The sequence below is a fragment of the Streptococcus sp. HMSC061D10 genome (assembly GCF_001808865.1).
Taxonomy (GTDB): domain Bacteria; phylum Bacillota; class Bacilli; order Lactobacillales; family Streptococcaceae; genus Streptococcus.
On sequence record NZ_KV795020.1, the window covers coordinates 256,013 to 280,790 of the forward strand.

General features: G+C 38.8%; 22 protein-coding genes and 1 riboswitch. Of the genes, 6 read left to right on the top strand and 16 right to left on the bottom strand.

From position 1 onward, the window contains the following. Positions 1 to 8 precede the first annotated feature (8 nt). Entirely contained in the window at positions 9 to 2,324 is a 2,316-nt protein-coding gene (gene pflB, locus HMPREF2728_RS07865) for a formate C-acetyltransferase (protein WP_075227578.1), read from the bottom strand. Between the two features lie 236 nt (positions 2,325 to 2,560). Here pflB and dinB point away from each other — a divergent pair, with 236 nt between their 5' ends. Further along, positions 2,561 to 3,622 carry a DNA polymerase IV gene (dinB, locus tag HMPREF2728_RS07870; protein ID WP_075227579.1) on the top strand — a complete coding sequence of 354 codons (1,062 nt, stop codon included), beginning with the start codon at positions 2,561 to 2,563 and terminating at the stop codon, positions 3,620 to 3,622. A 37-nt stretch (positions 3,623 to 3,659) separates the two neighbouring features. On the opposite strand, the gene HMPREF2728_RS07875 is transcribed toward dinB, so the two are convergent. Together HMPREF2728_RS07875 and HMPREF2728_RS07880 are read right to left on the bottom strand one after the other, a co-directional pair. Further along, positions 3,660 to 4,505: an undecaprenyl-diphosphate phosphatase gene (locus HMPREF2728_RS07875; RefSeq protein ID WP_075227580.1), complete on the bottom strand. Its 846-nt coding sequence runs from the start codon at positions 4,503 to 4,505 to the stop codon at positions 3,660 to 3,662. Positions 4,506 to 4,566: 61 nt separating this feature from the next. After that, positions 4,567 to 6,462 carry a DUF2207 domain-containing protein gene (locus HMPREF2728_RS07880; RefSeq protein WP_075227581.1) on the bottom strand — a complete coding sequence of 632 codons (1,896 nt, stop codon included), beginning with the start codon at positions 6,460 to 6,462 and terminating at the stop codon, positions 4,567 to 4,569. A 129-nt stretch (positions 6,463 to 6,591) separates the two neighbouring features. Here HMPREF2728_RS07880 and HMPREF2728_RS07885 point away from each other — a divergent pair, with 129 nt between their 5' ends. Both HMPREF2728_RS07885 and HMPREF2728_RS07890 read left to right on the top strand, forming a co-directional pair. Further along, the gene (locus HMPREF2728_RS07885) at positions 6,592 to 8,157 is read left to right on the top strand and encodes an ABC transporter substrate-binding protein/permease (protein WP_000732055.1); all 1,566 of its coding nucleotides are present in this window, start codon (positions 6,592 to 6,594) and stop codon (positions 8,155 to 8,157) included. Beyond that, positions 8,157 to 8,897 carry an amino acid ABC transporter ATP-binding protein gene (locus tag HMPREF2728_RS07890; RefSeq protein ID WP_000081949.1) on the top strand — a complete coding sequence of 247 codons (741 nt, stop codon included), beginning with the start codon at positions 8,157 to 8,159 and terminating at the stop codon, positions 8,895 to 8,897. Before HMPREF2728_RS07885 ends, HMPREF2728_RS07890 begins: the two co-directional genes overlap by 1 nt. A 358-nt stretch (positions 8,898 to 9,255) precedes the next feature. Here HMPREF2728_RS07890 and HMPREF2728_RS07895 read toward each other — a convergent pair whose 3' ends face one another. The 13 genes from HMPREF2728_RS07895 to HMPREF2728_RS07955 form a co-directional block, all read right to left on the bottom strand. Beyond that, the gene (locus tag HMPREF2728_RS07895; RefSeq protein WP_001140700.1) at positions 9,256 to 9,471 is read right to left on the bottom strand and encodes a capsule biosynthesis transcriptional regulator; all 216 of its coding nucleotides are present in this window, start codon (positions 9,469 to 9,471) and stop codon (positions 9,256 to 9,258) included. 105 nt (positions 9,472 to 9,576) lie between these two features. After that, on the bottom strand, positions 9,577 to 10,473 hold the full coding sequence (locus HMPREF2728_RS07900) for an SPFH domain-containing protein (RefSeq protein WP_000243418.1): 897 nt from the start codon (positions 10,471 to 10,473) through the stop codon (positions 9,577 to 9,579). A gap of 82 nt (positions 10,474 to 10,555) precedes the next feature. Next, the gene (gene ilvA, locus HMPREF2728_RS07905) at positions 10,556 to 11,806 is read right to left on the bottom strand and encodes a threonine ammonia-lyase IlvA (protein WP_000947298.1); all 1,251 of its coding nucleotides are present in this window, start codon (positions 11,804 to 11,806) and stop codon (positions 10,556 to 10,558) included. A gap of 80 nt (positions 11,807 to 11,886) precedes the next feature. Further along, positions 11,887 to 12,909 carry a ketol-acid reductoisomerase gene (ilvC, locus tag HMPREF2728_RS07910; protein WP_000290683.1) on the bottom strand — a complete coding sequence of 341 codons (1,023 nt, stop codon included), beginning with the start codon at positions 12,907 to 12,909 and terminating at the stop codon, positions 11,887 to 11,889. Between the two features lie 65 nt (positions 12,910 to 12,974). Next, positions 12,975 to 13,451, bottom strand: a complete 477-nt coding sequence (gene ilvN / locus HMPREF2728_RS07915) for an acetolactate synthase small subunit (RefSeq protein ID WP_001253809.1) — start codon at positions 13,449 to 13,451, stop codon at positions 12,975 to 12,977. After that, complete coding sequence (locus HMPREF2728_RS07920; RefSeq protein WP_075227582.1) at positions 13,444 to 15,144, bottom strand: acetolactate synthase large subunit; 1,701 nt, start codon at positions 15,142 to 15,144, stop codon at positions 13,444 to 13,446. The genes ilvN and HMPREF2728_RS07920 overlap by 8 nt, the downstream gene beginning before the upstream one ends. Before the next feature lie 205 nt (positions 15,145 to 15,349). Further along, the gene (gene rplA / locus HMPREF2728_RS07925; protein ID WP_001085672.1) at positions 15,350 to 16,039 is read right to left on the bottom strand and encodes a 50S ribosomal protein L1; all 690 of its coding nucleotides are present in this window, start codon (positions 16,037 to 16,039) and stop codon (positions 15,350 to 15,352) included. Between the two features lie 96 nt (positions 16,040 to 16,135). After that, a complete protein-coding gene (gene rplK, locus HMPREF2728_RS07930; RefSeq protein WP_001085808.1) occupies positions 16,136 to 16,561 on the bottom strand; it encodes a 50S ribosomal protein L11 in 426 nt (141 codons plus the stop codon). 195 nt (positions 16,562 to 16,756) lie between these two features. Then, the gene (locus HMPREF2728_RS07935; RefSeq protein ID WP_060956360.1) at positions 16,757 to 17,239 is read right to left on the bottom strand and encodes a GNAT family N-acetyltransferase; all 483 of its coding nucleotides are present in this window, start codon (positions 17,237 to 17,239) and stop codon (positions 16,757 to 16,759) included. Further along, on the bottom strand, positions 17,214 to 17,633 hold the full coding sequence (locus HMPREF2728_RS07940; protein WP_060955353.1) for a ParB/RepB/Spo0J family partition protein: 420 nt from the start codon (positions 17,631 to 17,633) through the stop codon (positions 17,214 to 17,216). The genes HMPREF2728_RS07935 and HMPREF2728_RS07940 overlap by 26 nt, the downstream gene beginning before the upstream one ends. 26 nt (positions 17,634 to 17,659) lie before the next feature. Next, on the bottom strand, positions 17,660 to 18,310 hold the full coding sequence (locus HMPREF2728_RS07945) for a phosphatase PAP2 family protein (RefSeq protein ID WP_060955352.1): 651 nt from the start codon (positions 18,308 to 18,310) through the stop codon (positions 17,660 to 17,662). After that, on the bottom strand, positions 18,300 to 18,863 hold the full coding sequence (locus tag HMPREF2728_RS07950) for an ECF transporter S component (protein ID WP_060955351.1): 564 nt from the start codon (positions 18,861 to 18,863) through the stop codon (positions 18,300 to 18,302). The genes HMPREF2728_RS07945 and HMPREF2728_RS07950 overlap by 11 nt, the downstream gene beginning before the upstream one ends. Before the next feature lie 158 nt (positions 18,864 to 19,021). Then, positions 19,022 to 19,256, bottom strand: a riboswitch (FMN riboswitch). A 48-nt stretch (positions 19,257 to 19,304) separates the two neighbouring features. Continuing rightward, positions 19,305 to 19,808: a tRNA (cytidine(34)-2'-O)-methyltransferase gene (locus HMPREF2728_RS07955; protein ID WP_075227583.1), complete on the bottom strand. Its 504-nt coding sequence runs from the start codon at positions 19,806 to 19,808 to the stop codon at positions 19,305 to 19,307. Between the two features lie 393 nt (positions 19,809 to 20,201). Between HMPREF2728_RS07955 and trkA the strand changes: the two genes are divergently transcribed. The 3 genes from trkA (at position 20,202) to HMPREF2728_RS07975 (ending at position 24,542) form a co-directional block, all read left to right on the top strand. Beyond that, positions 20,202 to 21,551 (top strand): Trk system potassium transporter TrkA, encoded by a 1,350-nt coding sequence (gene trkA, locus HMPREF2728_RS07960; RefSeq protein WP_075227584.1) that lies wholly within the window; start codon positions 20,202 to 20,204, stop codon positions 21,549 to 21,551. Positions 21,552 to 21,554: 3 nt separating this feature from the next. Further along, positions 21,555 to 22,994, top strand: coding sequence for a TrkH family potassium uptake protein (locus tag HMPREF2728_RS07965; protein WP_075227585.1), 1,440 nt, complete (start codon positions 21,555 to 21,557; stop codon positions 22,992 to 22,994). Between the two features lie 855 nt (positions 22,995 to 23,849). Then, positions 23,850 to 24,542: a CPBP family intramembrane glutamic endopeptidase gene (locus HMPREF2728_RS07975; protein WP_060955345.1), complete on the top strand. Its 693-nt coding sequence runs from the start codon at positions 23,850 to 23,852 to the stop codon at positions 24,540 to 24,542. The last annotated feature ends 236 nt before the right edge of the window (positions 24,543 to 24,778 follow it).

Sequence of the window (24,778 nt, forward strand, 5' to 3'; positions counted from 1 at the left end):
TATGAATCTTAGCTCAATGCATCATCCATTGAAAGAACTTCGTGGAAGACACGTTGTGTCAATTCAGTTTTTTGTTCTGGAGTGAGGTACTTAGTATTTACACAGTATCCTGAGATACGTACGATTACGTCTTCACCTGACATGATCTTTTCGTAAACATCGTTCAAGTCCATAACGTTCAAGTTAACGTGTTGTCCACCATTTTCGAAGTAACCATCAAGGATTGTTACCAAGTTATCAACTTGTTCGTCACGAGTTTTACCAAGAGCGCGAGGTGATACTTGAGTTGTCAATGAAATACCATCAGCTGCATAACCAAAGTCAAGGCTAGCAAGTGAGTTCAAGTTTTGCAACCATCCACCTTTAGCTTTGTTAGATGGGTTAGCACCTGGTGAGAAGAATTCAAGTTTAGACAAGTTCACTGAACCATCTTCGTTGAGATATACACCTTTGTGGACTGGTGAGTTACCAGTTTGTTTAGAGTAAGCAACGTTAGATGTGATTGTCAAAAGTGACACAGTAGCTTCTGCGTCTTTGTAAAGTTTGTGACTACGTAGACGAGTTGTGTAAGCTTCGATCAACCATTCTGCCAATTCGTTTGAACGTGGGTCATCTTCACCCCAACGTGGGTATTCACCGATTGTTTCGTAATCGTAGATGTAGCCATTTTCGTCACGGATTGGTTTAACTGTAGCGTACTTGATAGCTGACAATGTATCAACAGTGTTTGCGAAACCACAGATACCGAATCCCATGTTAGCACGTTGTTTAGTTGGCAAGAAGGCCATTTGAACAGCTTCGTAGTTGTACTTATCAGTCATGTAGTGGATGATGTTCAAAGCATCTACGTAAGTGTCAGTCAACCAGTCAAGAGATTTTTCAAAGTTAGCTTTAACTGATTCAAATTCAAGGACTTCGTCACGGATTGGGTCGATGTCAAATACTTTATAATCTTTATGAACATCGTCGTAACCACCATTCAAACCAGTAAGAAGAGCTTTAAGAACGTTAACGCGAGCACCGAAGTACTGGATGTTGTGACGTTGTTCTTCGTTTTCTGGGTCAAGTGGAGATACACAACATGAGATACAGCTCATTTCACCGTATCCGTCTTTAGCCATTGTTGTAACACCTTCGTATTGGATTGAAGAGTGTTTGTGGCTCATGTGCATACAGTAGCGACGGAAGTTGTATGGTAATTTGTCAGTCCAAAGAACTGTCAAGTTTGGTTCTGGAGAGTTACCGATGTTGTCAAGAGTGTTCAAGAAACGGTAGTCCATCTTAGTAACACGGTGACGACCGTCGTTACCCATACCAGCCATAGAAGTTGTGATGAAGGTTGGGTCACCTGAGTACAATTGGTCGTAAGCTTTTGTACGAGCAAATTTAACTGTACGAAGTTTCATAACGAAATCATCAACAAATTCTTGGATTTCTGATTCAGTAAATGTACCACGAGCAAGGTCACGTTCTGCAAAGATATCCAATACGATTGGCACACGTCCAAGAGATGTAGCCGCACCGTTGATAACACGGCAGACAGCCATAAAGGCAATGTTAACCCATTGGATAGCTTCTTTAACGTTCATCGCTGGTTTACGAACATCAACTCCGTAAAGGTCACCCAAGCGTACAACTTGTTGCAATGCTTGGTATTGAAGGTTTACTTCTTCACGAAGGCGGATTGTTTCTTCATCGATTTCTTTGATTGCATTCCAGTCGTTTACTTTTTCTTGCATCAAGTAGTCTGCTCCGTAAAGAGCAAGACGTGCGTAAACACCGATAATACGTCCACGTGAGTAGGCATCTGGAAGACCAGTTACAGTGTGAGCGTGACGAGCGCGACGAATGTTTGAAGTGTAGGCACGGAAGATACCGTCGTTAACTGTTGTTACATATTTAGTGAAGATTTCGTGAACAGCTGGATCTGGTTCGTATCCATTTTCTTTCAAAGTTGTTTCAGCCATACGGATACCACCTTTTGGCATGAAGTTCAATTTGAAGAGTTCATCATTTTGGATACCAAAGATCACTTCGTTTTCTTTGTCGATAAATCCAGCAGGAATATCAGCAATAGAAGTTGGACGAGTGTCCATTGGGAAACGAGTTTCTTCGTAGTGTGCTTTAGTTTCTTCTACGATTTTTTTGATGTGAAGTGAACGTTCTGTTGGTCCTGCAAGGAAGCTTTCGTCTCCATCGTAAGGTGTGTAGTTAGCTTGTACAAAGCGTGATACACTTGCTTTTTCTTTCCAGTCAACACCTTTAAAGCCTTCCCAGGCTTTGTCAAAAATATCTTGTGCTTCAACAACTGTCTTAACAACCATGTTAATTCCTCTTTTTTCTTTCTAGTAACAGTCATCTGTTACATTCATGTATTCAGTATACCACACAGTAAACGATTTCAACAACTAAAAACTCACTTTTTTAACACTTTCTTTTCTAATACAGTTCAAAATATATCACAAACTGTATTATATTTTTGAAAGAGGTTATTTGATTTTCATTTTTTCAGAAAAAGAGTATAATAAAATTAAACAAACTAGCACTGAGAGGTTTCTCCATGTTGATTTTTCCACTAATGAATGATTTATCTCGTAAAATCATCCATATTGACATGGATGCCTTTTTTGCTGCTGTTGAAATTCGAGACAATCCCAAACTTAAAGGGAAGCCAGTTGTGATTGGTAGTGATCCTAGAAAAACTGGTGGTCGAGGAGTTGTTTCTACCTGTAGTTATGAAGCGCGAGTCTTTGGCATCCACTCAGCTATGAGTTCTAAAGAAGCCTATGAACGTTGCCCTCAAGCTGTTTTCATTTCTGGAAACTACGAAAAATATACTGCTGTCGGTCAACAGATTCGAGCTATTTTCAAACGTTATACGGATAATATCGAGCCTATGAGTATCGATGAAGCTTATCTAGACGTGACTGAAAACAAACTCGGCATCAAGTCCGCTGTTAAAATCGCTCGACTAATCCAACAAGATATTTGGCAAGAACTTCATCTGACTGCTTCTGCTGGTGTGTCTTATAATAAATTCTTAGCTAAAATAGCCAGCGATTACCAAAAACCTCGAGGCCTGACAGTTATTCTCCCTGATGAAGCTGAAGATTTTCTCAAACAAATGGATATCGCTAAATTCCACGGTGTGGGTAAGAAAACAGTTGAGAAATTGCATCAAATGGGGGTATTTACAGGTGCTGATCTTTTAAAAATTTCTGAAATTAGTCTCATTGATCGTTTTGGTCGACTCGGTTTTGACCTGTATCGCAAAGCTCGTGGCATTGATAATTCTCCCGTCAAATCCAATCGCATTCGTAAATCTATTGGAAAAGAAAAAACTTATAGTAAAATTCTCAATCTAGAAGAGGATATCAAAAAAGAGCTAACTCTCCTTTCGGAAAGAGTTGCCCTGAGTCTTCAAAAACATGAAAAATCTGGAAAGATTGTTATTTTAAAAATCCGCTATGCTGACTTTTCTACAATGACTAAGCGGAAAAGCTTATCTCAAAAGATCCAAGATGCTGAAACTATTTCACAAATGGCTATCCAACTTTACGAATCTCTGACAGATAAAGATAAAGACGTTCGCTTATTGGGTGTCACTGTGACTGGATTTTAAAACCTTGAAGGAAGTAGCTTCCCTCAAGGCTTTTTTCTTATACAAATAATCGAACGAAGCTATAAAGTAGTAAGACACTACCTAGGACAATACGGTATTTTCCAAACATTGTAAAGTCGTGTTTTTTAACATAGCTGGTCAAGAAACGAATGGCAACCATGCTGACTGCAAAAGCCACTACCATAGCTACCAAGAGCAAGAAGAATTGACCAAAACTCAGCACTTCTCCCGCTTTGATAAATTTAAAAATCTTCAAAGCACTAGCTCCAAACATAACTGGAATTCCTAGATAGAAGGTAAACTCAGTTACCACCGAACGACTAGTTCCATTTAACAAACCACCAACGATAGTGGCACCCGAACGGCTAGTCCCAGGTAAAAGAGCCAAGACTTGGAAAAGTCCGATATAGAGGGCCGTTTTATAAGGCAACTTGTCTAGCTCTGTGACTGTTGGCTCAATCGCTTGCGCTTTGTTACGTTTTTCAAGATAGATAAAGGCAACCCCATAAACAATCAACATAATGGCTACTGAAACCATATTGTGGAAATGGGTATCAAACCAGTCATCAAACTTAAAGACAAGGAGAAGAGGGAGAGTCGCAACAAATACTTTCGACCATAATTGCCAAGTTCTACGAACTTGAACTTTATCTTTCCCTGGTTTGAAAGGATTAAGTTTGTTAAAGTAGATAACCATAACGGCTAAGATTGCACCAAGTTGAATAACCACGTTAAACATAGACATAAAGGCTTCACTTTGGTCTTTATATTGGACAAATTCTTCCGCTAGGATCAGGTGACCAGTACTTGAAATCGGCAACCATTCCGTAATTCCTTCAACAATCCCAAAAAAGATCGATTTTAAAATTTCAAAAAAATACATAGATTACTCCTTTTTCTACCCTCCATTATATCATACTTTTAAAGGCTGTGTTGAGTTTTCTTTAGAAAGCACCAATACTTCCACCACCGCCACCGCCTGAAAAACCTCCTCCAGAGCTACCGCTTCCAGATGATACAGAGAAAGTACTTGCTGTATTTGCGACCGAAGTGTATTGATTAATGTGAGCAGCAGATGTATGAAACTGTTTATCCCATCCACAAGATACATAAAGATTCATAGTTTCGTTTTCAAGTTGAATATTGTGGAGCTTCATGATTTTATTCACTTTCTTTGCGTATCCATACAGAGTTGCATAGACCAAAAGACGGTTCCAAAGTACAATGCTCTCTAGTTCAGCCTTATCAAGATGAGCAATCTCTCGAAGCATATTTTCAAAACTTGTCCAAAGGTAATAGGCTTCTGCCCCCTCTTCATTTAAGACTCCATCACGAGATGGACCTCGAGTCACAAAATGAACTAAGGCACTGGCAAGTAACCCTATTAAACCTAGGGAAAGTAAAGGAAGTGAAAAATAACCACGTGTTCGCAGACTATAATAGAAGATAAGAAGGCCAAATAAACCTGTTATAGCTGAACAGACTTTCATCCCATTCACAAAACTATTTTCTTTATCAGTCAAAGGACGATAATAGCTTGGAAGACGTAGAATTTTTACCTTGTCTCGAACACAACTTTGCATGCGTTCAAGCCGTCTCTCGAAGGAACGCTTGAGATGCAAGCCGAATTCTCGAATATGTTGCTCATCAGCTTCCTTAGCTCCATGGAATAGTCCTGAAGAAACTTGATACTCTGGGAAAAGGTCTGAAAGAGCCAGTTCTTTATTAGTTGAGAGAGTCATCCGCAAACATTCTTTTTCAAAATTCGACAAGCCTTTTTCACTATTGATTTTCAAACACGGTTCCTCCTCACCCTGAAAAATGGATAAATGCCCTCGATCAACTAAGTCTAGCAAAGTCGCCTGAAGCAATCGTTCAAAAGAGAATTTGCCAAACTTCTTCTTATTCAAGGGACTGATTTCCTCTAGGGAGGTAGAGTAAATAGCCTCCGCCAAAACCATTGGAGGTAGATCCATTGGCGGTTCGTAAAGTCGATGATCCTTGGAATATACCTTTTTGAGCGTCGTATGTTTACGAAATGCTCGATAATACATGATAGTCATCATCAATAACACAATAAAGATTATTGGAAAAATCCACTTTATCATGAGACTGGCTTGCACTTTGTTAGCTTTTATTTCTATCTCAATTTTTTTGAAATCTTTTAAACGCTCTTCTTCCAGTCCTTGGCTTGGAGCTACCGAGAAATCCTCCCTGGGCCAATAGGCATGTAGCTCAACTTGACGTTTTCTAGGAAGATTTTTCATCTTCACCCGATAAATATCGTTTACTTTTTCGACACTTCCATCGTTGAGGAGTTTGCCTGTATGAAAAAAGAATTTCTCTGCCGGACTATCTGAAGTTACTCGAAATTCTAAGTCTTTGATGTCTCCTGAACTATCTGTCAGTGGTTGCCAATTCAGCTCAGCAATATCCTGATACAAGAAAAGAAGGTTTTTCAATTTCCAGGTAATGGTTACACGTACAGTGTCTCCAGCTTTTCCAGGATTTAAAATGATTACTTGATAGCCTTTCTCATTTTTCTTTGTGTAGGAAAGTGCATCTTCTATAATTTCTCCATTCTTTGATACTAGAACAGTTGGATCATCATCAATCTCAAAGCCTTCTGGCATTTTCCCTGCTTTTCCTAGTCCAACCGATTGACCATTAAAATCATCTTTAAAACGATAGGTGATTGTTTGTTGGAAAACTGCTGTATTATCTGCATGAATATTCAAATCTCCCTTATAAGATAGAATATCAAAGTCTACAGCAAAAACCAGGCGAGGTAGCAATAGCAAACAGGCAAACACCAAAGTAAATAGCCATCTTTTTTTCATCGTATACTCCCTTTCAAGTTTTTCACTATTATATCATTTTTTACAAGTAAGGGTTTACTAAGATTGAAAAAGTTCCGCTTTTTCGATACAATAGAGAGAAGCAATTTTAGACTAGAAATAGGAGAAAACATGAAAAAATTATGCTTAACTATCCTTGCTAGCCTGGCCCTTACTTTAGGACTAGTTAGCCAGGTCCAAGCCGATGAATATTTACGCATCGGTATGGAGGCAGCCTACGCACCCTTTAACTGGACTCAAGATGATGACAGTAACGGTGCTGTCAAAATCGATGGAACCAACCAATATGCTAATGGTTACGACGTCCAAATAGCTAAAAAGATTGCTAAGGACCTAGGTAAAGAGCCCTTGGTTGTTAAAACCAAGTGGGAAGGACTTGTTCCAGCCCTTACTTCTGGTAAGATTGATATGATCATTGCAGGTATGAGCCCAACTGCTGAACGCAAACAAGAAATTGCATTTTCAAGCAGCTACTATACTAGCGAACCAGTACTTTTGGTCAAAAAAGATTCTACCTATGCAAACGCCAAAACACTAGACGATTTTAAAGATGCAAAAATCACTTCTCAACAAGGGGTTTACCTTTACGACTTGATTTCTCAAATTCCAGGCGCTAAAAAAGAAACTGCCATGGGTGATTTCGCTCAAATGCGTCAAGCTCTTGAAGCTGGTGTCATTGACGCTTATGTTTCTGAACGACCAGAAGCCCTAACTGCTGAGTCAGCAAATGCAAAGTTCAAAATGATTCAGCCTGAACCTGGTTTTAAAACTGGGGAAGAAGACACCTCTATCGCTATCGGTCTTCGTAAGGATGACGAACGTATTAGCCAAATCAATGCTAGTATCGAAACCATTTCTAAGGATGAACAAGTTGCTCTCATGGATCGTATGATCAAAGAGCAACCTGCAGAATCTACAACGACAGAAGAAAGCAACAGTAATTTCTTTGGCCAAGTCGCTAAAATTCTGACTGAAAACTGGCAGCAACTCTTGCGTGGTGCTGGTATTACCCTTCTCATTTCAATTATCGGTACCATCGTTGGTCTCGCTATCGGTCTTGCTATCGGTGTTTTCCGTACTGCACCTCTATCTGAAAACCAATTTATCTTTGGAATCCAAAAACTAATCGGTTGGATTCTCAATATCTATATTGAAATTTTCCGTGGAACACCTATGATTGTACAATCTATGGTTATCTACTATGGAACTGCCCAAGCTTTCGGGATCAACCTAGACCGTACGCTAGCTGCTATCTTTATCGTTTCAATCAACACTGGTGCCTACATGACTGAAATTGTTCGTGGTGGTATTTTGTCTGTTGATAAGGGACAATTTGAAGCGGCAACTGCACTCGGTATGACTCATAACCAGACCATGCGTAAGATTGTTTTGCCTCAAGTTGTTCGAAATATTCTACCAGCAACTGGTAATGAGTTCGTCATCAACATCAAGGATACTTCTGTATTGAACGTTATCTCTGTAGTAGAACTTTACTTCTCAGGAAATACAGTAGCAACACAAACCTACCAGTACTTCCAAACCTTTACCATCATAGCAGTTATCTACTTTGTCCTCACCTTCACAGTAACGCGTATCCTCCGCTTCATCGAAAAACGTATGGATATGGATACCTACACGACAGGTGCTAATCAAATGCAAACGGAGGATTTGAAATAATGAGTCAACCAATCCTTGAAATCAAACACCTCAAAAAATCCTACGGGCAAAACGAGGTCCTAAAAGACATCTCTCTCACTATTCATAAAGGAGAAGTGATTTCTATCATCGGTAGTTCCGGTAGTGGTAAATCAACTTTCCTACGTTCTATCAACCTTCTCGAAACACCAACTGAAGGTGAGATCCTTTATCACGGTGAAAACGTCCTTGAAAAAGGGTATAACCTCACTCACTATCGTGAAAAACTAGGCATGGTTTTCCAATCCTTTAACCTCTTTGAAAATCTCAACGTTCTTGAAAATACGATTGTTGCACAGACAACTGTCCTCAAACGTGAACGATCAGAAGCAGAGAAAATTGCTAAAGAAAACCTTGAAAAAGTTGGAATGGGAGAGCGCTACTGGCAAGCTAAACCAAAACAACTTTCTGGTGGTCAAAAGCAACGAGTAGCCATTGCTCGTGCACTTTCAATGAATCCTGATGCCATTCTCTTTGACGAACCTACTTCAGCCCTTGATCCTGAAATGGTCGGTGAAGTTCTAAAAATCATGCAAGAACTAGCTCAAGAAGGATTGACAATGATCGTTGTAACCCACGAAATGGAATTTGCTCGTGACGTATCACACCGTGTCATCTTTATGGACAAAGGTGTTATTGCAGAAGAAGGCAAACCTGAAGATTTATTTACAAATCCTAAAGAGGAACGTACAAGAGAATTTTTACAACGCTATTTAGGTTAAGACAAAAGTGGTTGAATAAACCTCTTAAACCAAGAGTTGTTTTCCTATTCAATCCCCAATCAACATTGAGTCAAAGGCTCATGAACATAAGAATATAAAAATCAAGGTCGGAGTTTTTTATCCCGACCTCTTTTTATATACTTTAGAATCACTTTTATCCCTTCTTCTGTTTCCTGAGCAAGTAATGCTTGAAGCTCTATTTCTAATCTTTTATTTGATTTTCATGAGTGAGATCACTCCTCTACTGTCAACCTAGTTCATTCTAACAGATAGATTTGTTTAGTAGGTCATAGCATGGCTATTTCGCCGTTCCATAAATAAAAGCAGACTCTAATTAGAGTCTGCTAGTATCCAAAGATTAATCTTCAAATTTTTCATGATTTTTTTCATAGAAATCAATTAATCCAAGGGCTGTTTCAAAGGAAATATTTTTAACTTTTGCACGTCCTTGAGCTAGAGCAATGATAGACATTTCACGTGCATTCGTTTCTTTAGAAATACGATAACCAGTGATCTTCTTATCACGAACCCAGCTAACAACTGATTCTACTTTTTCAAAGTTAGTCTTAGCCATGTTTTTCTCCTATTTTATTCTTTACGATATTTAATTGTATACGTTTTTATGGCATTTGTCAATAACAAAACATATATCCAATCAAATAAGACGTTAAGATTTGGTTTACTTGGCTTTTAAAGCCGATAATATATGGGTTCGTATATCTTCAACTCCGTTAGGATTTGCTGGTAAGAAAATTGTATTATTACCTTGTTTTTCTGCAAAATTATTCAATGTATCTAAATACTGGTTAGTTAACAAGATTGACATGATTTGCTCTTCAGTTAATTCAACATTGGCTCCTTTTAACTCTTTAATAGAATCAGCAAGTCCATCAACAATTGCTTTTCGTTGCTCTGCGATCCCCACACCATGTAGGCGATCCTTTTCTGCCTCTGCTTCGGCCGCTGTTACGATCTTAATTTTATCTGCTTCGGCCAATTCTTGTGCTGCTACTCTCTTACGTTGAGCAGCATTGATTTCATTCATCGATTGCTTGACTTCCGCATCCGGCTCTACTTTGGTAATGAGCGTTTTGACGATAATGTACCCATACGTTGACATTTCTTCCGCTACTTGTTTTTGAACTTCTAATGCAATTTCATCCTTTTTCTCAAACAATTCATCCAAAGTTAACTTAGGAACTGATGAGCGCAATGCGTCTTCAATATAAGATTTGATTTGAGCCTCAGGTCTCATTAGTTTATAGTAAGCATCTGTAACATTTTGTTCATTTACTCGGTACTGTGTCGCAACATTCATCGTCACAAATACGTTATCTTGAGTCTTGGTTTCCACAACGATTTCACTTTGCAAGAGACGCAGTTGTACACGAGCTGCAATTTTATCAATGCCAAATGGTGCACGTAGATGAATACCACTGTTGCTCAATTTTTGATACTTACCAAATCGTTCAATGATAGCTACTGATTGTTGTCGAACAACATAGATTGAGCTCATTAATATAGCTCCTACAATAAGCATTAGAATAATTAGAACAAGTATAACTTTTAAAACCATGGGAATCTCCCCCTTTCTTCACTTACATTATAGCACTAGTAAATAGGTTAGGCAAATAATATGATAAAAATTTCATAGCATATTAAACAAGCATATTATATAGGGTCTCATTCCCATTCAAGTTAATATAAGATGGGTCAAATTTTTCCATCCGGTGAATCAATCCCGCATAATCATGTTTATCAGCAAGTGCAACCCCTATCAATACTGGACCAGTTCCCTTGCTAGCTCGTTTGATATATTCAAAACGAGTAATATCATCATGAGGTCCTAAGATATCATTTACAAACTCTCGAAGTGCTCCCGGACGTTGTGGGAAATTCACTACAAAGTAATGCTTGATACCATCATAAATCAAGGCACGTTCTTCCATCTCTGGCATACGGTTGATGTCATTATTCCCTCCAGAAATGATACAACAAATAGTCTTGCCCTTAATATAATCGGATAATACTTCCAAGGCTGCAACACTAGCAGCACCCGCAGGCTCAGCTACAATCCCTTGTTTAGAATAAAGATCAATTAAGGTCTCAGAAATCAAGCCTTCATTTACACCGATAAGAGTTTCAACATTTTTTCGTGTTGCTTCATAGGTCAACTGCCCTACTTTTTGCACTGCAATCCCATCCGCAAATTTATCAATTTCTTTAAGTTTAACCGGTCCCCCAGCTTCAAAGGCAGCTTTCATAGAACGAGCACCTTCAGCCTCGACTCCAATGACCTCAATTTGAGGATTTGTTTCTTTAATATAAGTAGAAACACCTGAAATGAGACCTCCACCGCCAACAGGTACCAAGACAGTATCAAAATCAATAGATTCTTTACGAGCTTCTTCTAAAATTTCATAGGCTACCGTACCCTGACCAGCTTGAACATAGGGATCATCAAAGGGATCAATAAAAGTACGATTTTCAGCTACAGTAAAGTCTTGAGCAGCCTTGGCTGAAGCATCAAAAGTATCCCCTACTAATTTGATCGTAACAAAATCTCCTCCAAAGAAACGAACCTGACCAATTTTCTGTTGAGGTGTCGTAATTGGCATAAAGATTGTTGCAGGGATCTTCATCTCATTACATGTGTAGGCAACTCCTTGAGCGTGATTGCCCGCTGAAGCACACACTACACCACGTTCACGTTCCTCTTTTGTCAATTGCGAGATAGCGTAATAAGCTCCACGAATTTTAAAAGAACGGACACGTTGAGCATTTTCCTTCTTAAGATAAATTTTCGCTCCGTATTTTTCGGATAAATAATGATCGTAGTCAAGTGGTGTATTGGCTACTACACCACTCAAAACCTTGTGGGCTTTCACCACATCTTTTGCACTTAGCATAATCTCCTCCCAGATGAGTTTTCAAGATAAAAAGCGAGTTAGGTTCCCCCCAACTCGCCTTCTGTTTATATTCTTAAAAATTAGTTGTAGATCTTGAATGCATCATCGTCGTTTTTACCGACAAATGGCATTGCTTTACGCAATTCTGCACCAACTTTTTCAATTTCAAGGTTAGCTGCTTGTTCACGGTAGGCAGTCAATTTTGGACGTCCAGCTTTGTAGTCATTCACAAAGTCGTTGGCGAATTTACCATTTTGGATGTCCGCAAGAACTGCTTTCATGTTTTCTTTGACTTGTTCAGTGATTACACGTGGTCCTGAAACATAGTCACCATATTCAGCAGTGTTTGAAATTGATTGACGCATTTTCTTGAATCCACCTTCATAGATCAAGTCAACGATCAATTTCATTTCGTGAAGAACTTCAAAGTAAGCCAATTCTGGAGCATAACCAGCTTCAGTCAAGACTTCAAAACCAGCTTCGATAAGAGCAGTCAAACCACCACAAAGAACTGCTTGTTCACCAAACAAATCTTCTTCAGTTTCTTCTTTGTATGTTGTTTCAAGAAGACCTACACGCGCTGCACCAACACCTTTACACCAGTCCATAGCGATGTTTTTAGCATTTCCTGTTGCATCTTGGTAGACAGCGTAAAGTGCTGGAACACCAAATCCTTCTTCGTAAGTACGACGTACCAAGTGTCCTGGTCCTTTAGGAGCACACATAAAGACATCAACATCTGCAGGAACTTTGATGAATTCGAAGTGAATGTTGAAACCATGTGCAAATCCAACAGCATTTCCAGCTTCCAAGTTTGGAGCAATTTCTGCTTCGTACAATTCTTGTTGGATTTCATCTGGTGCCAAGATCATGATAACATCAGCCAATTTAGTTGCTTCTGCTACTGTGTAAGTGTCAAAACCATCTTCTTTTGCTTTATCAAAAGACTTACCTGGACGTACACCGATGATCACATCGCGACCTGAATCACGCAAGTTTTGAGCGTGCGCATGTCCTTGTGAACCATAACCAATAACGGCGATTTTTTTACCGTCAAGTGCTGCTACTTTTACATCTTTTTCGTATTCCATTTGAACTGCCATAGTTTTTTCTCTCTTTTCTATTTTTATTGCCTGTTAGGCTAGTTTAACAAATTTAAGTTGGATTTTTAGTCGCGGGTAAATCCAGTTGCACCCGTACGAGCGATATTCTTAATACCGTAAGGTCGAATGACTCGAATCAAAGCTTCACTCTTTTCTGCATTCCCGGTCATCTGAATGGTAATAGAACTTGGAGCTACATCGACTACTGTTGCACGGAAAGGTTGGATAATAGCCAAAATTTCTGCACGTTTTTCAGCAGGCGCTGAAACCTTTATAAGAATTACTTCTCGTTCTAAGTGGGGCTGATCCGTAATATCACGAATACGAATTACATCAATCTGACGATTCAGTTGTTTGATGATTTGCTCCACCTCATCATGTGAGGCAACATCGATGATAATGGTAATTCGTGACACATTAGGATTTTCCGTTGCGCCAACAGAAATGCTTTCGATATTGACTTGGCGTCTCGATAAGACTCCTGTGAAGCGATTGAGAACACCTGAACGGTTTTGAAGTTTGGCTGTTAACATTCTACGCATTAAACTTCACCCCCAACATCTCATGATTACTCTTACCAGCTGGTACCATCGGTAAAACATGTTCTTTCCGAGAAATGTCTACTTCAATAAACATTGGTTCATCTTCCATGATGACTTCCAAATCCTTATCAAGAGTTTCAGGATTATCAAACTTATAATTCTTAATTCCATAGGCTTGAGCCATCAATTGGAAATCTGGAAGGCTATCAAAGACTGACTCTGATGTTCGACCATCGTAGAAGGCTTCTTGCCATTGACGAACCATCCCAAGTGAATGGTTATTAAGCATGATGACCTTGATTGGAATCTTGTAGATATTCAAGATTGCCAATTCCTGATTAGTCATCTGGAAACCACCGTCTCCGACAAAGAGAACAACTTCTTTATCTGGATTAGCAATCTTAGCTCCAATAGCTGCTGGAACTCCGAATCCCATTGTTCCTAGACCACCTGATGTTACCAATTGACGCTCGTTTTGGTAAGGATAGTATTGAGCTGTCCACATTTGGTGTTGTCCAACGTCTGTTACGATAATGGCATCGCCATTGGTCAACTCACCGACGCGTTCAATAACTGCTTGAGGTTGAACCACACGTTCTTTCTTATCATAAGAACGAACACGATTCTTATCTTTGGTAACTTTTTCAATCCATTTTTCAGTATTGTTACGAACGATTGGCTCAGCTAGTAACTGCTGCAAGGCCTTTTTCGCATCACCGACAACTGGAATATCAACTGCGATAATCTTACCAATCTCTGCTGGATCGATATCGATATGCGCTACTTTAGCATTCTTTGCAAAGGTCTTAGGATTTCCTGTTAAACGGTCATCAAAACGACACCCAATAGAAATCATAAAATCAGCTTCAGTCATGGCGATATTTGCTGCAAAGGAACCATGCATTCCACCCATTCCCAAAAACAGTGGATGGCTAGTTGCAATTGTTCCCTGTCCCAAAAGACTTGTCACAACTGGAATTTGATAACGCTCTGCAAATTCATTTAACTCTGCTGCAGCCTCAGCGTAACTAATCCCACCCCCAGCTAGCAAGACTGGTTTTTTAGCCTTAGACAATTGCTTCAAGATTTTCTTGATTTGCATATCATTTGGCTCAAGTGTTGGCTGATAACTTGGTAAATCTATCTCTGGAGAGTAAATGAAGTCTGTCTCAAGCGCAGAAACATCTTTTGGTAGGTCAATGACGACTGGCCCTGGACGACCTGTAGTCGCAATATGCACAGCTTCTGTAATAATTCGCGGAATATCCGCAGTTTCTCGAACCTGATAATTGTACTTAGTGATTGGCATGGTTATACCAACGATATCAGCTTCTTGAAAAGCATCCTTACCGATTCCCGCTCTTGCAACTTGTCCTGTGAAGACCAAAAGGGGAACACTATCGCTCATAGCATCTGCGATCCCTGTAATGGCATTTGTAGCTCCTGGTCCGCTTGTGACGACTGCAACACCCAGTTTTCCTGTTGACTTAGCATAACCTTCAGCTTCGTGAAGACAGCCCTGCTCATGGCGACCTAGAATATGGCGGATTCCCTTAAAATTATAAATAGCATCATATAAAGGAAGTACTGCTCCACCAGGATAACCAAAAATCGTGTCGATTCCTAAGTCGCGAAGTGTTTCCAAAACAAGATCCGATCCCGACTTAGGTGAGTCTAAAATGATTTTCTCCATCGTTCCCCTTTCTCTTCTCTTAAAAATAGCTTGTTACTATAATACCATTTTTTCAAAAATTTTCAAGAGAAAAGAGCAAATTTTCTGAATTTTCTATCTAGATACTTTACAATATTAAATGAATTAGAAAGTTTATACGTATTTATATTTTTTGAATAGAAAAAAGGTTGAGACAAAATGTCCCAACCTTTTGATTCTTTACTAATTAAAGTGAGTTAACGTCAACCTTGATACCAACACCTTGAGTAGTTGTGATTGTCAAGCTTGTTACGTAAGTTCCTTTAGCAGTAGCTGGTTTAGCTTTTTGGATTGTTTCGTTGAATGCTTTGAAGTTTTCAACCAACTTGTCAGCTTCAAATGAAACTTTACCGATGATCGCTTGTACGATACCTGCACGGTCTGCACGGTAAGTGATTTTACCACCTTTAGACTCTTCAACTGCTTTAGCAACATCCATTGTTACAGTGCCAGTTTTAGGGTTTGGCATCAAGTTACGAGGTCCAAGGACACGTCCAAGACGTCCAACAAGAGCCATCATGTCAGGTGTAGCGATAACTACGTCGAAGTCCAACCAACCGTCGTTGATTTTAGCAACAAGGTCATCTTCACCAACAAAGTCTGCACCAGCAGCTTTTGCTTCTTCAGCTTTTGCACCACGTGCAAATACAAGAACGCGAGCTGTTTTACCAGTACCGTTTGGCAATACCATTGCTCCACGGATTTGTTGGTCAGCTTTTTTAACGTCAATGTTCAAGTTGTAAGCAACTTCTACAGTTGCATCAAATTTTGCAAAGTTAGTTTCTTTTGCAAGAGCTACAGCTTCTTCTACGCTGTATGCTTTTGTGCTGTCGATCTTCTCAAGAGCAGCACGAAGTTGTTTGCTTTTTTTAGCCATTTTCTATTCTCCTTGTAAGTGGTTCAATCGATTTTCATCTCCCACGTCACTTCTCGAAATGATGAAGTCTTGCGGGTTATATAGGGATGTTATTGATTAGTCAACAACAGTGAATCCCATAGAACGAGCAGTACCTTCGATCATACGCATTGCAGACTCAATGTTTGCAGCGTTCAAATCTGGCATTTTAGTTTCTGCAATTTCTTGTACTTGTGCACGAGTAACTGTAGCAACCTTAGTTTTGTTAGGTGTACCTGATCCTTTTTCAACACCTGCAGCTTTTTTCAAAAGAACAGCAGCTGGTGGTGTTTTTGTAACGAAAGTAAATGATTTGTCTTCGTATACTGAGATAACAACTGGAATGATCATACCAGCTTGGTCAGCAGTACGAGCGTTGAACTCTTTTGTGAATCCCATGATGTTGATACCAGCTTGACCAAGAGCAGGTCCAACCGGTGGAGCTGGTGTAGCTTTACCAGCAGGGATTTGCAATTTTACAAGTTTTTCGACTTTTTTAGCCATTTTTAAATCCTCCTTTGTGGTTTTGGCGGTAATTTAGAGATTTTTACCTCCCACAAGTATGCTTTACACATACCCATCTATTATACACTATTTTTAAAAAATTGCAAGAGAAATTTTTATTTTTGATATTTCTTTATGTTACACCTTTTTTTGGTGCAATTAATCTTCAAAATCTTCTACCATGATGGAAAGAATTCATTCGCTCAAAGTCAGTACAAAACTCAAGCCCTTTTCAGTAGCACCGCTTTCCACAAATCCAAGAGACTCAAAACATCTTATAGAGATACGATTGAAAGTGTAGATTTCTTGAACGTTCAATTTTTTCCAACCCTTTTGCCGAGCTAGATCAATCAAAGTCTTCAATACCTTGCGTCCAAGTCCCTGATGTTGATAAGTCGGATTGCCAATCACAATAGGAAGATTCTCCTGAGATAAGGTTACATCCCCAATTGGAAGCCACTCTCCCTTTTCTCGAAACTCAATCCAGAACAAATGCCCGTGACTCTCTAAATAGGAATACATAGCATTTAATTTTTCTGAACTATAAGGTATTCTAATACCGTCTACAAGTTCCACCAAATCCACATCTTGATACCAGGCCAAAGCTGCATCCTGATGATCTGCTAAAAAATAGGGAACTAAACGTAAGGAATCATCTATCTGAATGATTTTTGTCATCATTTTCTACTCCTAATACTAGCTCCACTGCTTGATTAAAACCATCACACCAGTTATACCATTTTGCTTCATACTCATCTTGAGGTAAGATATGATTTTTTAAATCAAGAACAGAGTATATCTTTCTTTTCTCACAAGCTTGCGCATAGAGATGATATAGTTCATCACCTCCATCTCTATCAAACTCAGCAGAAATTGTATCCTGGCCTACCAACAAAGCCTGATAAGCCCTGTGATGGCCATCTGTAATCAAGAAGCAATTTCCAAATGCAAGAACGATAATTGGATTGATATTGGGCTTTTCTTTCGACTGATAAAGCATCTGGATATCTTGTAACTTCTTTTCTGATAAGTATAGTTGAGTTGGATGAAGATCTTTTATGTTGACTTCCATTTTATCTCCTCAAGAAGGGGCAATTCCTACTTCTGCTTTCCTTTGAAGCGCCATTGAAAACGCAGTTTATCGTAGAAAGGAAACTCCATAAACAAAACTCCTAGGCCTACACAAAGGCTGGCAATCACATCTGATGGGTAGTGAACTCCCAGATAAATTCTTGATACCAATACACTGACTAAGTAAATGCCAAGTCCGATTTGCACGACTTTTCTCCAAGTTGTATTCTTAATCCGTTGGCTCAAAATCACAATCAAAGATCCTACCATGAGCGTCACAGCTAGAGAATGTCCACTAGGAAAAGAAAAACCTTTTTCCTCTACTAGATGTACTATTTCTGGTCTAGGTCGTTGGTAGATATTTTTAAAAGTTACGATTAAGATTCCAGCTAGAGTCAAATTACCCAGCATGAGATAACTTTCCAGTTTCCATTGCTTACGGTAAAAAATAAAAGCTACAATGAGAACCCAAGTGATAATGACTGGGATATCAATTAAATGTGTGATTGTTCTGAAAAGAAAGGTCAAGGAAGCAGGTAAGTCACCTCGAATAGCAGTCTGGATTGGTTGATCAAAGCCAATCAGCATATTAGGGTAAAACTTGACAATATAACCTAAAATTACAAAAAGCAAAAGGGCAAAAGAGCCCTTCATCAAATATGTTTGTTTATCTTTCATAGTATTTTAAAGTTGGTTTCAAAAGGACAAATAACAACCAGAAAGAGATGGCAAAGATAATACCTTCAATCAGATTAAAAGGCAAGACCATAGTCATCAGGTAGTTGCTCAATCCTAAGATTTTCTCAATATCAAAATTAGCAAACTTAGCGTACAAAGGAACAGCATAGACGTAGTTCAGAACTAGCATAGCTAGAGTCAAACCAAGCGTACCAGCTAGTGAAGCTAGGACGAAACGCATGGCTGTTCGCTCTTTTTTCCAAATCAAACCAAAAGCAAGCACAAAGACTCCCAAGGCAACAATATTCATCGGTAAACCAATATAGGTACTAACCCCTTGATTGTTCAAAAGGATTTTCAACAAGGACCGAAGGAAAAGCACTCCAAAAGCTGCTGGTAAATCCAAGACTACCAAGCCCACAAGGACCGGTAAAATACTGAACTCAACCCTCAAGAAGGATGCCGCTGGCAAAAGCGGAAAGTCAAAGTACATCAACACAAATGAAAGCGCTGATAGAATTGCAATGGTCGAAAGTCGACGTGTGTTTGTCATAACAGGTTCCTCCAATTTTCTATAAAATCAGAAGAAGTTGGAAAGGATTCCTCTATCTACCCTCTATTTTTATATTCCAAAAGTTTCCCCTCACTCTGTTTAAGCAAGCGGTTGCAATTTACCTATAAAAAAATCAATTAGAATAGACAAAGTCATTCTTTCGTCTTCTCCCATCCAGACTATACTGTCGGTTGTGGAATCTCACCACATCAGCTTGCGCTCGCGGACTTCTTTTAGAGTAAGGAAATGGAGATTTTTCTTTTAGACTAGGCGACAAGCTGTAGGCATAACTTTTGGTTAGGCAAAGCTTGGCAACAAAGTATAAAAGGAAAAGAACATTTCCGAGTAAAAGTCACCGCCGGTCGGGAATTACACCCAGCCCTGAAGACCCCTTTATGATAACAAAAAAAGCTTGCAAGCGCAAGCATTTTATCTAAGTGTTTATTTCAATTTATCTGTTTCATAAGTGTGAACCAGTTCGAGACCCACAAAGTTTTGTTGTCGGAGAGCCTCATAGACAATCATACATACTGTATTAGATACATTCAGGCTACGAACATGTTCATCATTCATCGGAATTCTGAGAGCCTTTTCTGGATGCTCACGCATAATTTCCTCAGGCAAGCCCTTATCTTCACGCCCAAAGAGAAAATAATGATCTCCTTCTGTCGTGAAATCTGCATCTGAATAGACTTTTTCTGCAAACTTGGAAATCAAGTAGAGCTGACCATCCATTTTTCCCATAAAATCAGCCAAGCTATCATAAAAATGAATCTCAAGCTTGTCCCAATAATCTAGACCTGCCCGCTTCATCTTACGATCATCAATAGGAAAACCCATCGGTTTGATAATATGAAGGGGCGCATTCGTTGCTGCGCAAGTACGAGCAATATTACCCGTATTTTGTGGAATCTGGGGTTCAAATAATACAATGTGATTTGCCATGCCTTGTTTCCTCTCACTAGTGCAAAAAAATAGCCACACTGCCCGGAGTCAAGCTCAGCAAACAGCGTGGTTAAGGCATCGTTAACTTACCTCACAACAGGTTTGAAGTAAATCAGCGAAACTACTGTTTTAGTATATCACTTTCAGCTTGATTGTCAATAGAAATGACTTGATTTTTTCAATTTTTTTACAAACATATTTACATTAGCTAAAAATGCTTATGTATTCATTAGAATTACACGAAAATAGCTGATTTATATCTTAAATTTTTAACAAGTAAGATTATCAGTGGGACAATTTTCTACCCTAATAATGAAAAGAGTCGGTTGCCGAGTGCATTTTATTCTAAAAAAGAGTATGATAGATACATATTGAAAAAGTAGGTTATTTAATATGAAGATTATTCTTGTCGGAGGGGGGAAAGTTGGTTCTGCCCTTTGTCGTTCACTTGTCGCTGACAATCATGATGTTGTCTTAATTGAACAGAACGAAACGGTTCTTAATTATATGACAAGCCGTTTTGATATTATTGGAATTGCTGGTAATGGGGCTGACTTTGCCATGCTAGAAGCTGCCAATGTTCAAGACTGCGATATTTTCATCGCTATGACTCAGTATGATGAGGTCAATATGGTCTCTGCTGTCTTAGCTAAAAAGATGGGGGCTAAAGAAACCATCGTCCGTGTCCGCAATCCTGAGTATTCCAACCCTTACTTTAAAGAAAAAAATATTCTCGGATTTTCTCTTATTGTCAATCCAGAACTCCTTGCAGCTCGTGCTATCGCTAATATCATCGATTTCCCAAATGCTCTTTCTGTTGAGCGTTTTGCAGGTGGTTTGGTTAGTTTGATGGAATTCAAGGTTCGAATTGATAGTAATATTTGTCAAATGTCTATTGCTGATTTCCGTAAAAAGTTTGGTAATGTTATCGTTTGTGCCATTGAGCGCGATCATAAGCTCATGATTCCAAGTGGGGATATGGTCCTCCAAGATAAGGATCGGATTTTTGTTACAGGTAACCGTGTAGACATGATGCTTTTTCATAACTATGTCAAATCTCGTGTCGTTAAAAGTTTACTCATTATTGGAGCTGGAAAAATCGCTTACTACCTTGTTGGTATTTTGAAAGATAGCCGTATTGATACCAAGGTCATTGAGCTTAATCCAGATCGTGCAGCATTTTTCAGTCAAAAATATCCAAAACTCTATATTGTGCAAGGTGATGGAACCGCAAAAGATATCCTCCTAGAAGAAAGCGCCCAACACTACGATGCTGTCGCAACTCTCACTGGCGTTGACGAAGAAAACATTATTACATCTATGTTCTTAGATAGTGTTGGTGTTCAGAAAAACATCGCCAAGGTCAATCGAACTAGCCTTTTAGAGATTATCCATGCACCTGAGTTTTCTAGTATTATCACACCAAAAACCATCGCTGTAGATACTATCATGCACTTTATCCACGGTCGTGCCAATGCCCAATATTCAGATCTTCAAGCGATGCACCACCTTGCAAATGGACATATTGAGACTCTTCAATTTCTCATCAAGGAAGCCAATAAAATGACTGGCAAACCCTTGTCTCAACTTAAATTCAAAAAAGATATTTTAATTGCTGCTATTATCCGCAACGGAAAAACAATCTTCCCAACTGGCGAAGATAGCCTTCAAGTCGGTGATAAGTTAGTTGTCATCACACTACTATCAAATATCACCAAGATCTATGATCTGTTAGAGAGGTAAGCTATGAATAGAAGTATGGTACGATTTCTTCTTGCAAAGCTACTCTTGATCGAGGCTGGTCTACTCTTAGTTCCAGTTTGCATTGCTCTTTATTATCGAGAATCGAGTCAAGTTTTTACAGCTCTTTTCTCTACCATCGGGATCCTTGTTGTTCTAGGTCTTCTTGGAATCATCAGCAAGCCTAAAAAACAGCGAATCTATGCAAAAGAAGGGGTCTTAATTGTAGCCCTCTGTTGGATCCTCTGGTCATTCTTTGGTGCCCTTCCCTTTGTCTTTTCAGGGCAAATTCCCAATATGATAGACGCCTTCTTTGAGATTAGTTCTGGCTTCACAACAACTGGAGCAACCATTTTAAATGATGTTTCGGTCTTAAGTCGTTCTCTTCTATTTTGGAGGAGTTTTACCCACCTCATCGGAGGGATGGGGGTACTGGTTTTTGCCCTAGCTATTATGGACAATGCTAAAAATAGTCACCTAGAAGTTATGAAGGCTGAGGTTCCAGGACCAGTATTTGGTAAGGTTGTGTCTAAGCTAAAAAATACAGCCCAAATCCTTTACATCCTCTACCTGGCTATGTTTGCCCTCTTTGTGGTTATTTATTCCCTTGCTGGGATGCCACTCTACGATAGTTTTGTTATCGCTATGGGTACTGCTGGTACTGGTGGCTTTACTGTTTATAATGACGGAATTGCCCACTATCACAGTTCTCTCATTACCTATCTGACAAGTATCGGGGTTTTGATGTTTGGTGTCAATTTCAACCTCTACTACTATCTCATGCTCCGTCGTATTAAGGAATTCTTTTTTGATGAAGAACTCCGAGCATATCTCTTGATTGTAGCCATATCTACTGGTCTAATCACACTCAACACGCTTCACCTCTATAGCGGAGTTTCTCAAAGTTTTGAGATGGCCTTCTTCCAAGTATCTAACATCATTACCACTACTGGTTTTGGATATGGAGATATCACGAACTGGCCTTTGTTCTCTCAATACATCTTGCTAATGCTGATGGCAATCGGTGGGTCTGCTGGTTCTACCGCTGGTGGTCTCAAGATCATCCGTGGAGTCATCCTGTCTAAAATTGCTAAAAATCAAATTTTGTCTACCATATCACCTCACCGTGTGTTAACCCTTCATGTTAATAAAACGGTTATTGATAAGGATACCCAGCACAAGATCCTGAAGTATTTTGTGGTTTATATCATGATTCTACTCAGTTTGATTTTCATCGTCAGTTTAGATACCAATAATTTAATGGTTGTCACGAGTGCTGTTTTCAGTTGTTTTAACAATATCGGTCCTATTTTAGGAACAACTGCAAGTTTCTCAATTTTTAGTCCATTTTCAAAACTTCTACTATCCTTTGCAATGATTGCAGGACGTCTTGAAATCTATCCAATCATACTGCTCTTTATGAAGCGCACTTGGTCTAAACGTTAGAACAATCAACTTTACACCCTATCTCCCCTCTTCAAGGAACCCTTGAAGGGGGATTTTTTAGTTTCAAAAGACAAGACAGCTCTAAAAATCGACAATTGGGAATTTAAGGATTTTTCTCTCCTATCTTTTAGCTATAATAAGAAAAAAATATAGGGGATACTTTATGGAAAAAGTCATAAAATCAATTCGACTACTCTTGTTCTTTGCCTTAATCCAACTGGCATTTTGTAGTTGTATCTTTTGGTCTGGAACCTCTCTAGCCCTCAAACAATCCTGTTTTTATTTTCTACTGGCTTTATTGGGCTTATCTGGGTCTTGTGCCTTTATGCATTATTTATCTAGTCACAACCTGAAAAGAGATAGACTGATTGATAGGAGTCGCTTTATCTTTTTATTTTATAGTATGATGATTGTGGTCAACCTCTGCGGGGTTGGACTGGTTCTATCAGATACTATCGTTACTGTCAACTTACTTCAAAAAAAAGCTGTAGAACTCATCCTCCCCTCCTTCTTTTTTCTCTTTGGAGTTGATCTTATTACCTTTCTCCCCTTGAAAAAATGGAAAAGGTTGCAAAAAAATTCCAGTAGCAAGGAAGTGAGATTTTCCATCATCATTATTTCCATTTTAATCTTCCTACGTAATCCAATCACCATTTTATCCATCGCTTTTTATATTGGCCTTGGCGCTTTATTTCTCAGTTTTTTATTCCCAAAAAACTTAAGAGAAGAGGTGTCATTCTACAGTCATTTGATTCGGGATATTCTATTTGTCGTCTGTACCTTCCTCTTATGGTAACAAATAGAATCCTTGCAATAATTATGTTATAATTAAAAAAAATTTTAGGAGATACATCAATGAACTTTTTTAAAGATTTTCGTAAACGACTCGCTTGGTTTGGGATTTTGTTAGTAGCTATCTTTCTATCTCAGACTCCTATGCTAACTCTAGCTATACTAACTAAAATTCAGTTTAATCCAATCTGGTCAACAATTCTTGTGTCCCTTATTTCGATTCTTGTACTTGCTATCTTTTTATACGGAGCCCATAAGAGCAAGTTGCTGGATTTAAAATCTAAACTTCTCACCATTAACGATCTTCCTCGCATTGTCTTAAGCTATCTAGCTATTTATGTTGGAAATCTTGTGGGTGGAATCTGGTTACAACTCGTGAAACAAACAACAACTGCTAATCAACAAGTAATTAACAACCTTGTTTCTGAAAGCTCTCTGATTAGCAGTTTCTTCCTCATCGTTTTAATCGCACCTATTTGTGAAGAAATCATTTGTCGCGGGATTATTCCTACCAAACTCTTCCAAGGCTACGAAAAGTTTGGCTATGTCATTGGTTGGCTAATCTTCCTCCTTGCACATATGCCTTCTAATCTCCCTTCCTTCTTGATTTATGGTTGGATGTCAGCCGTCCTCACTTGGACTGCTTATCGTACCAGACGTTTGGAAATGTCTATCTCGGTCCATATGCTACTTAATAGTATCAGCTTCATCTTACTGGCACTCTTCACAATTTTTATGAAAAATTTCGGTATCTAATACCCAACTATTCATTCCTTTAGGCTAGATCAATCGTCCTGGTCTAAGGGATTTTTTTGTTTCAAGCAGCACTTTATCTCGGAAAAATTCATTTTTTCTACCATCTTAAAAAAATTTTTTTAAATATTTTAAAAATATTTTTATGCATAAATTTTATAGAATATAAAAATAAGTTAATTCAACATGTATATTTGTGAATATTCTTATAAAAAAATGTAAGAAATCCTTTAAAATAG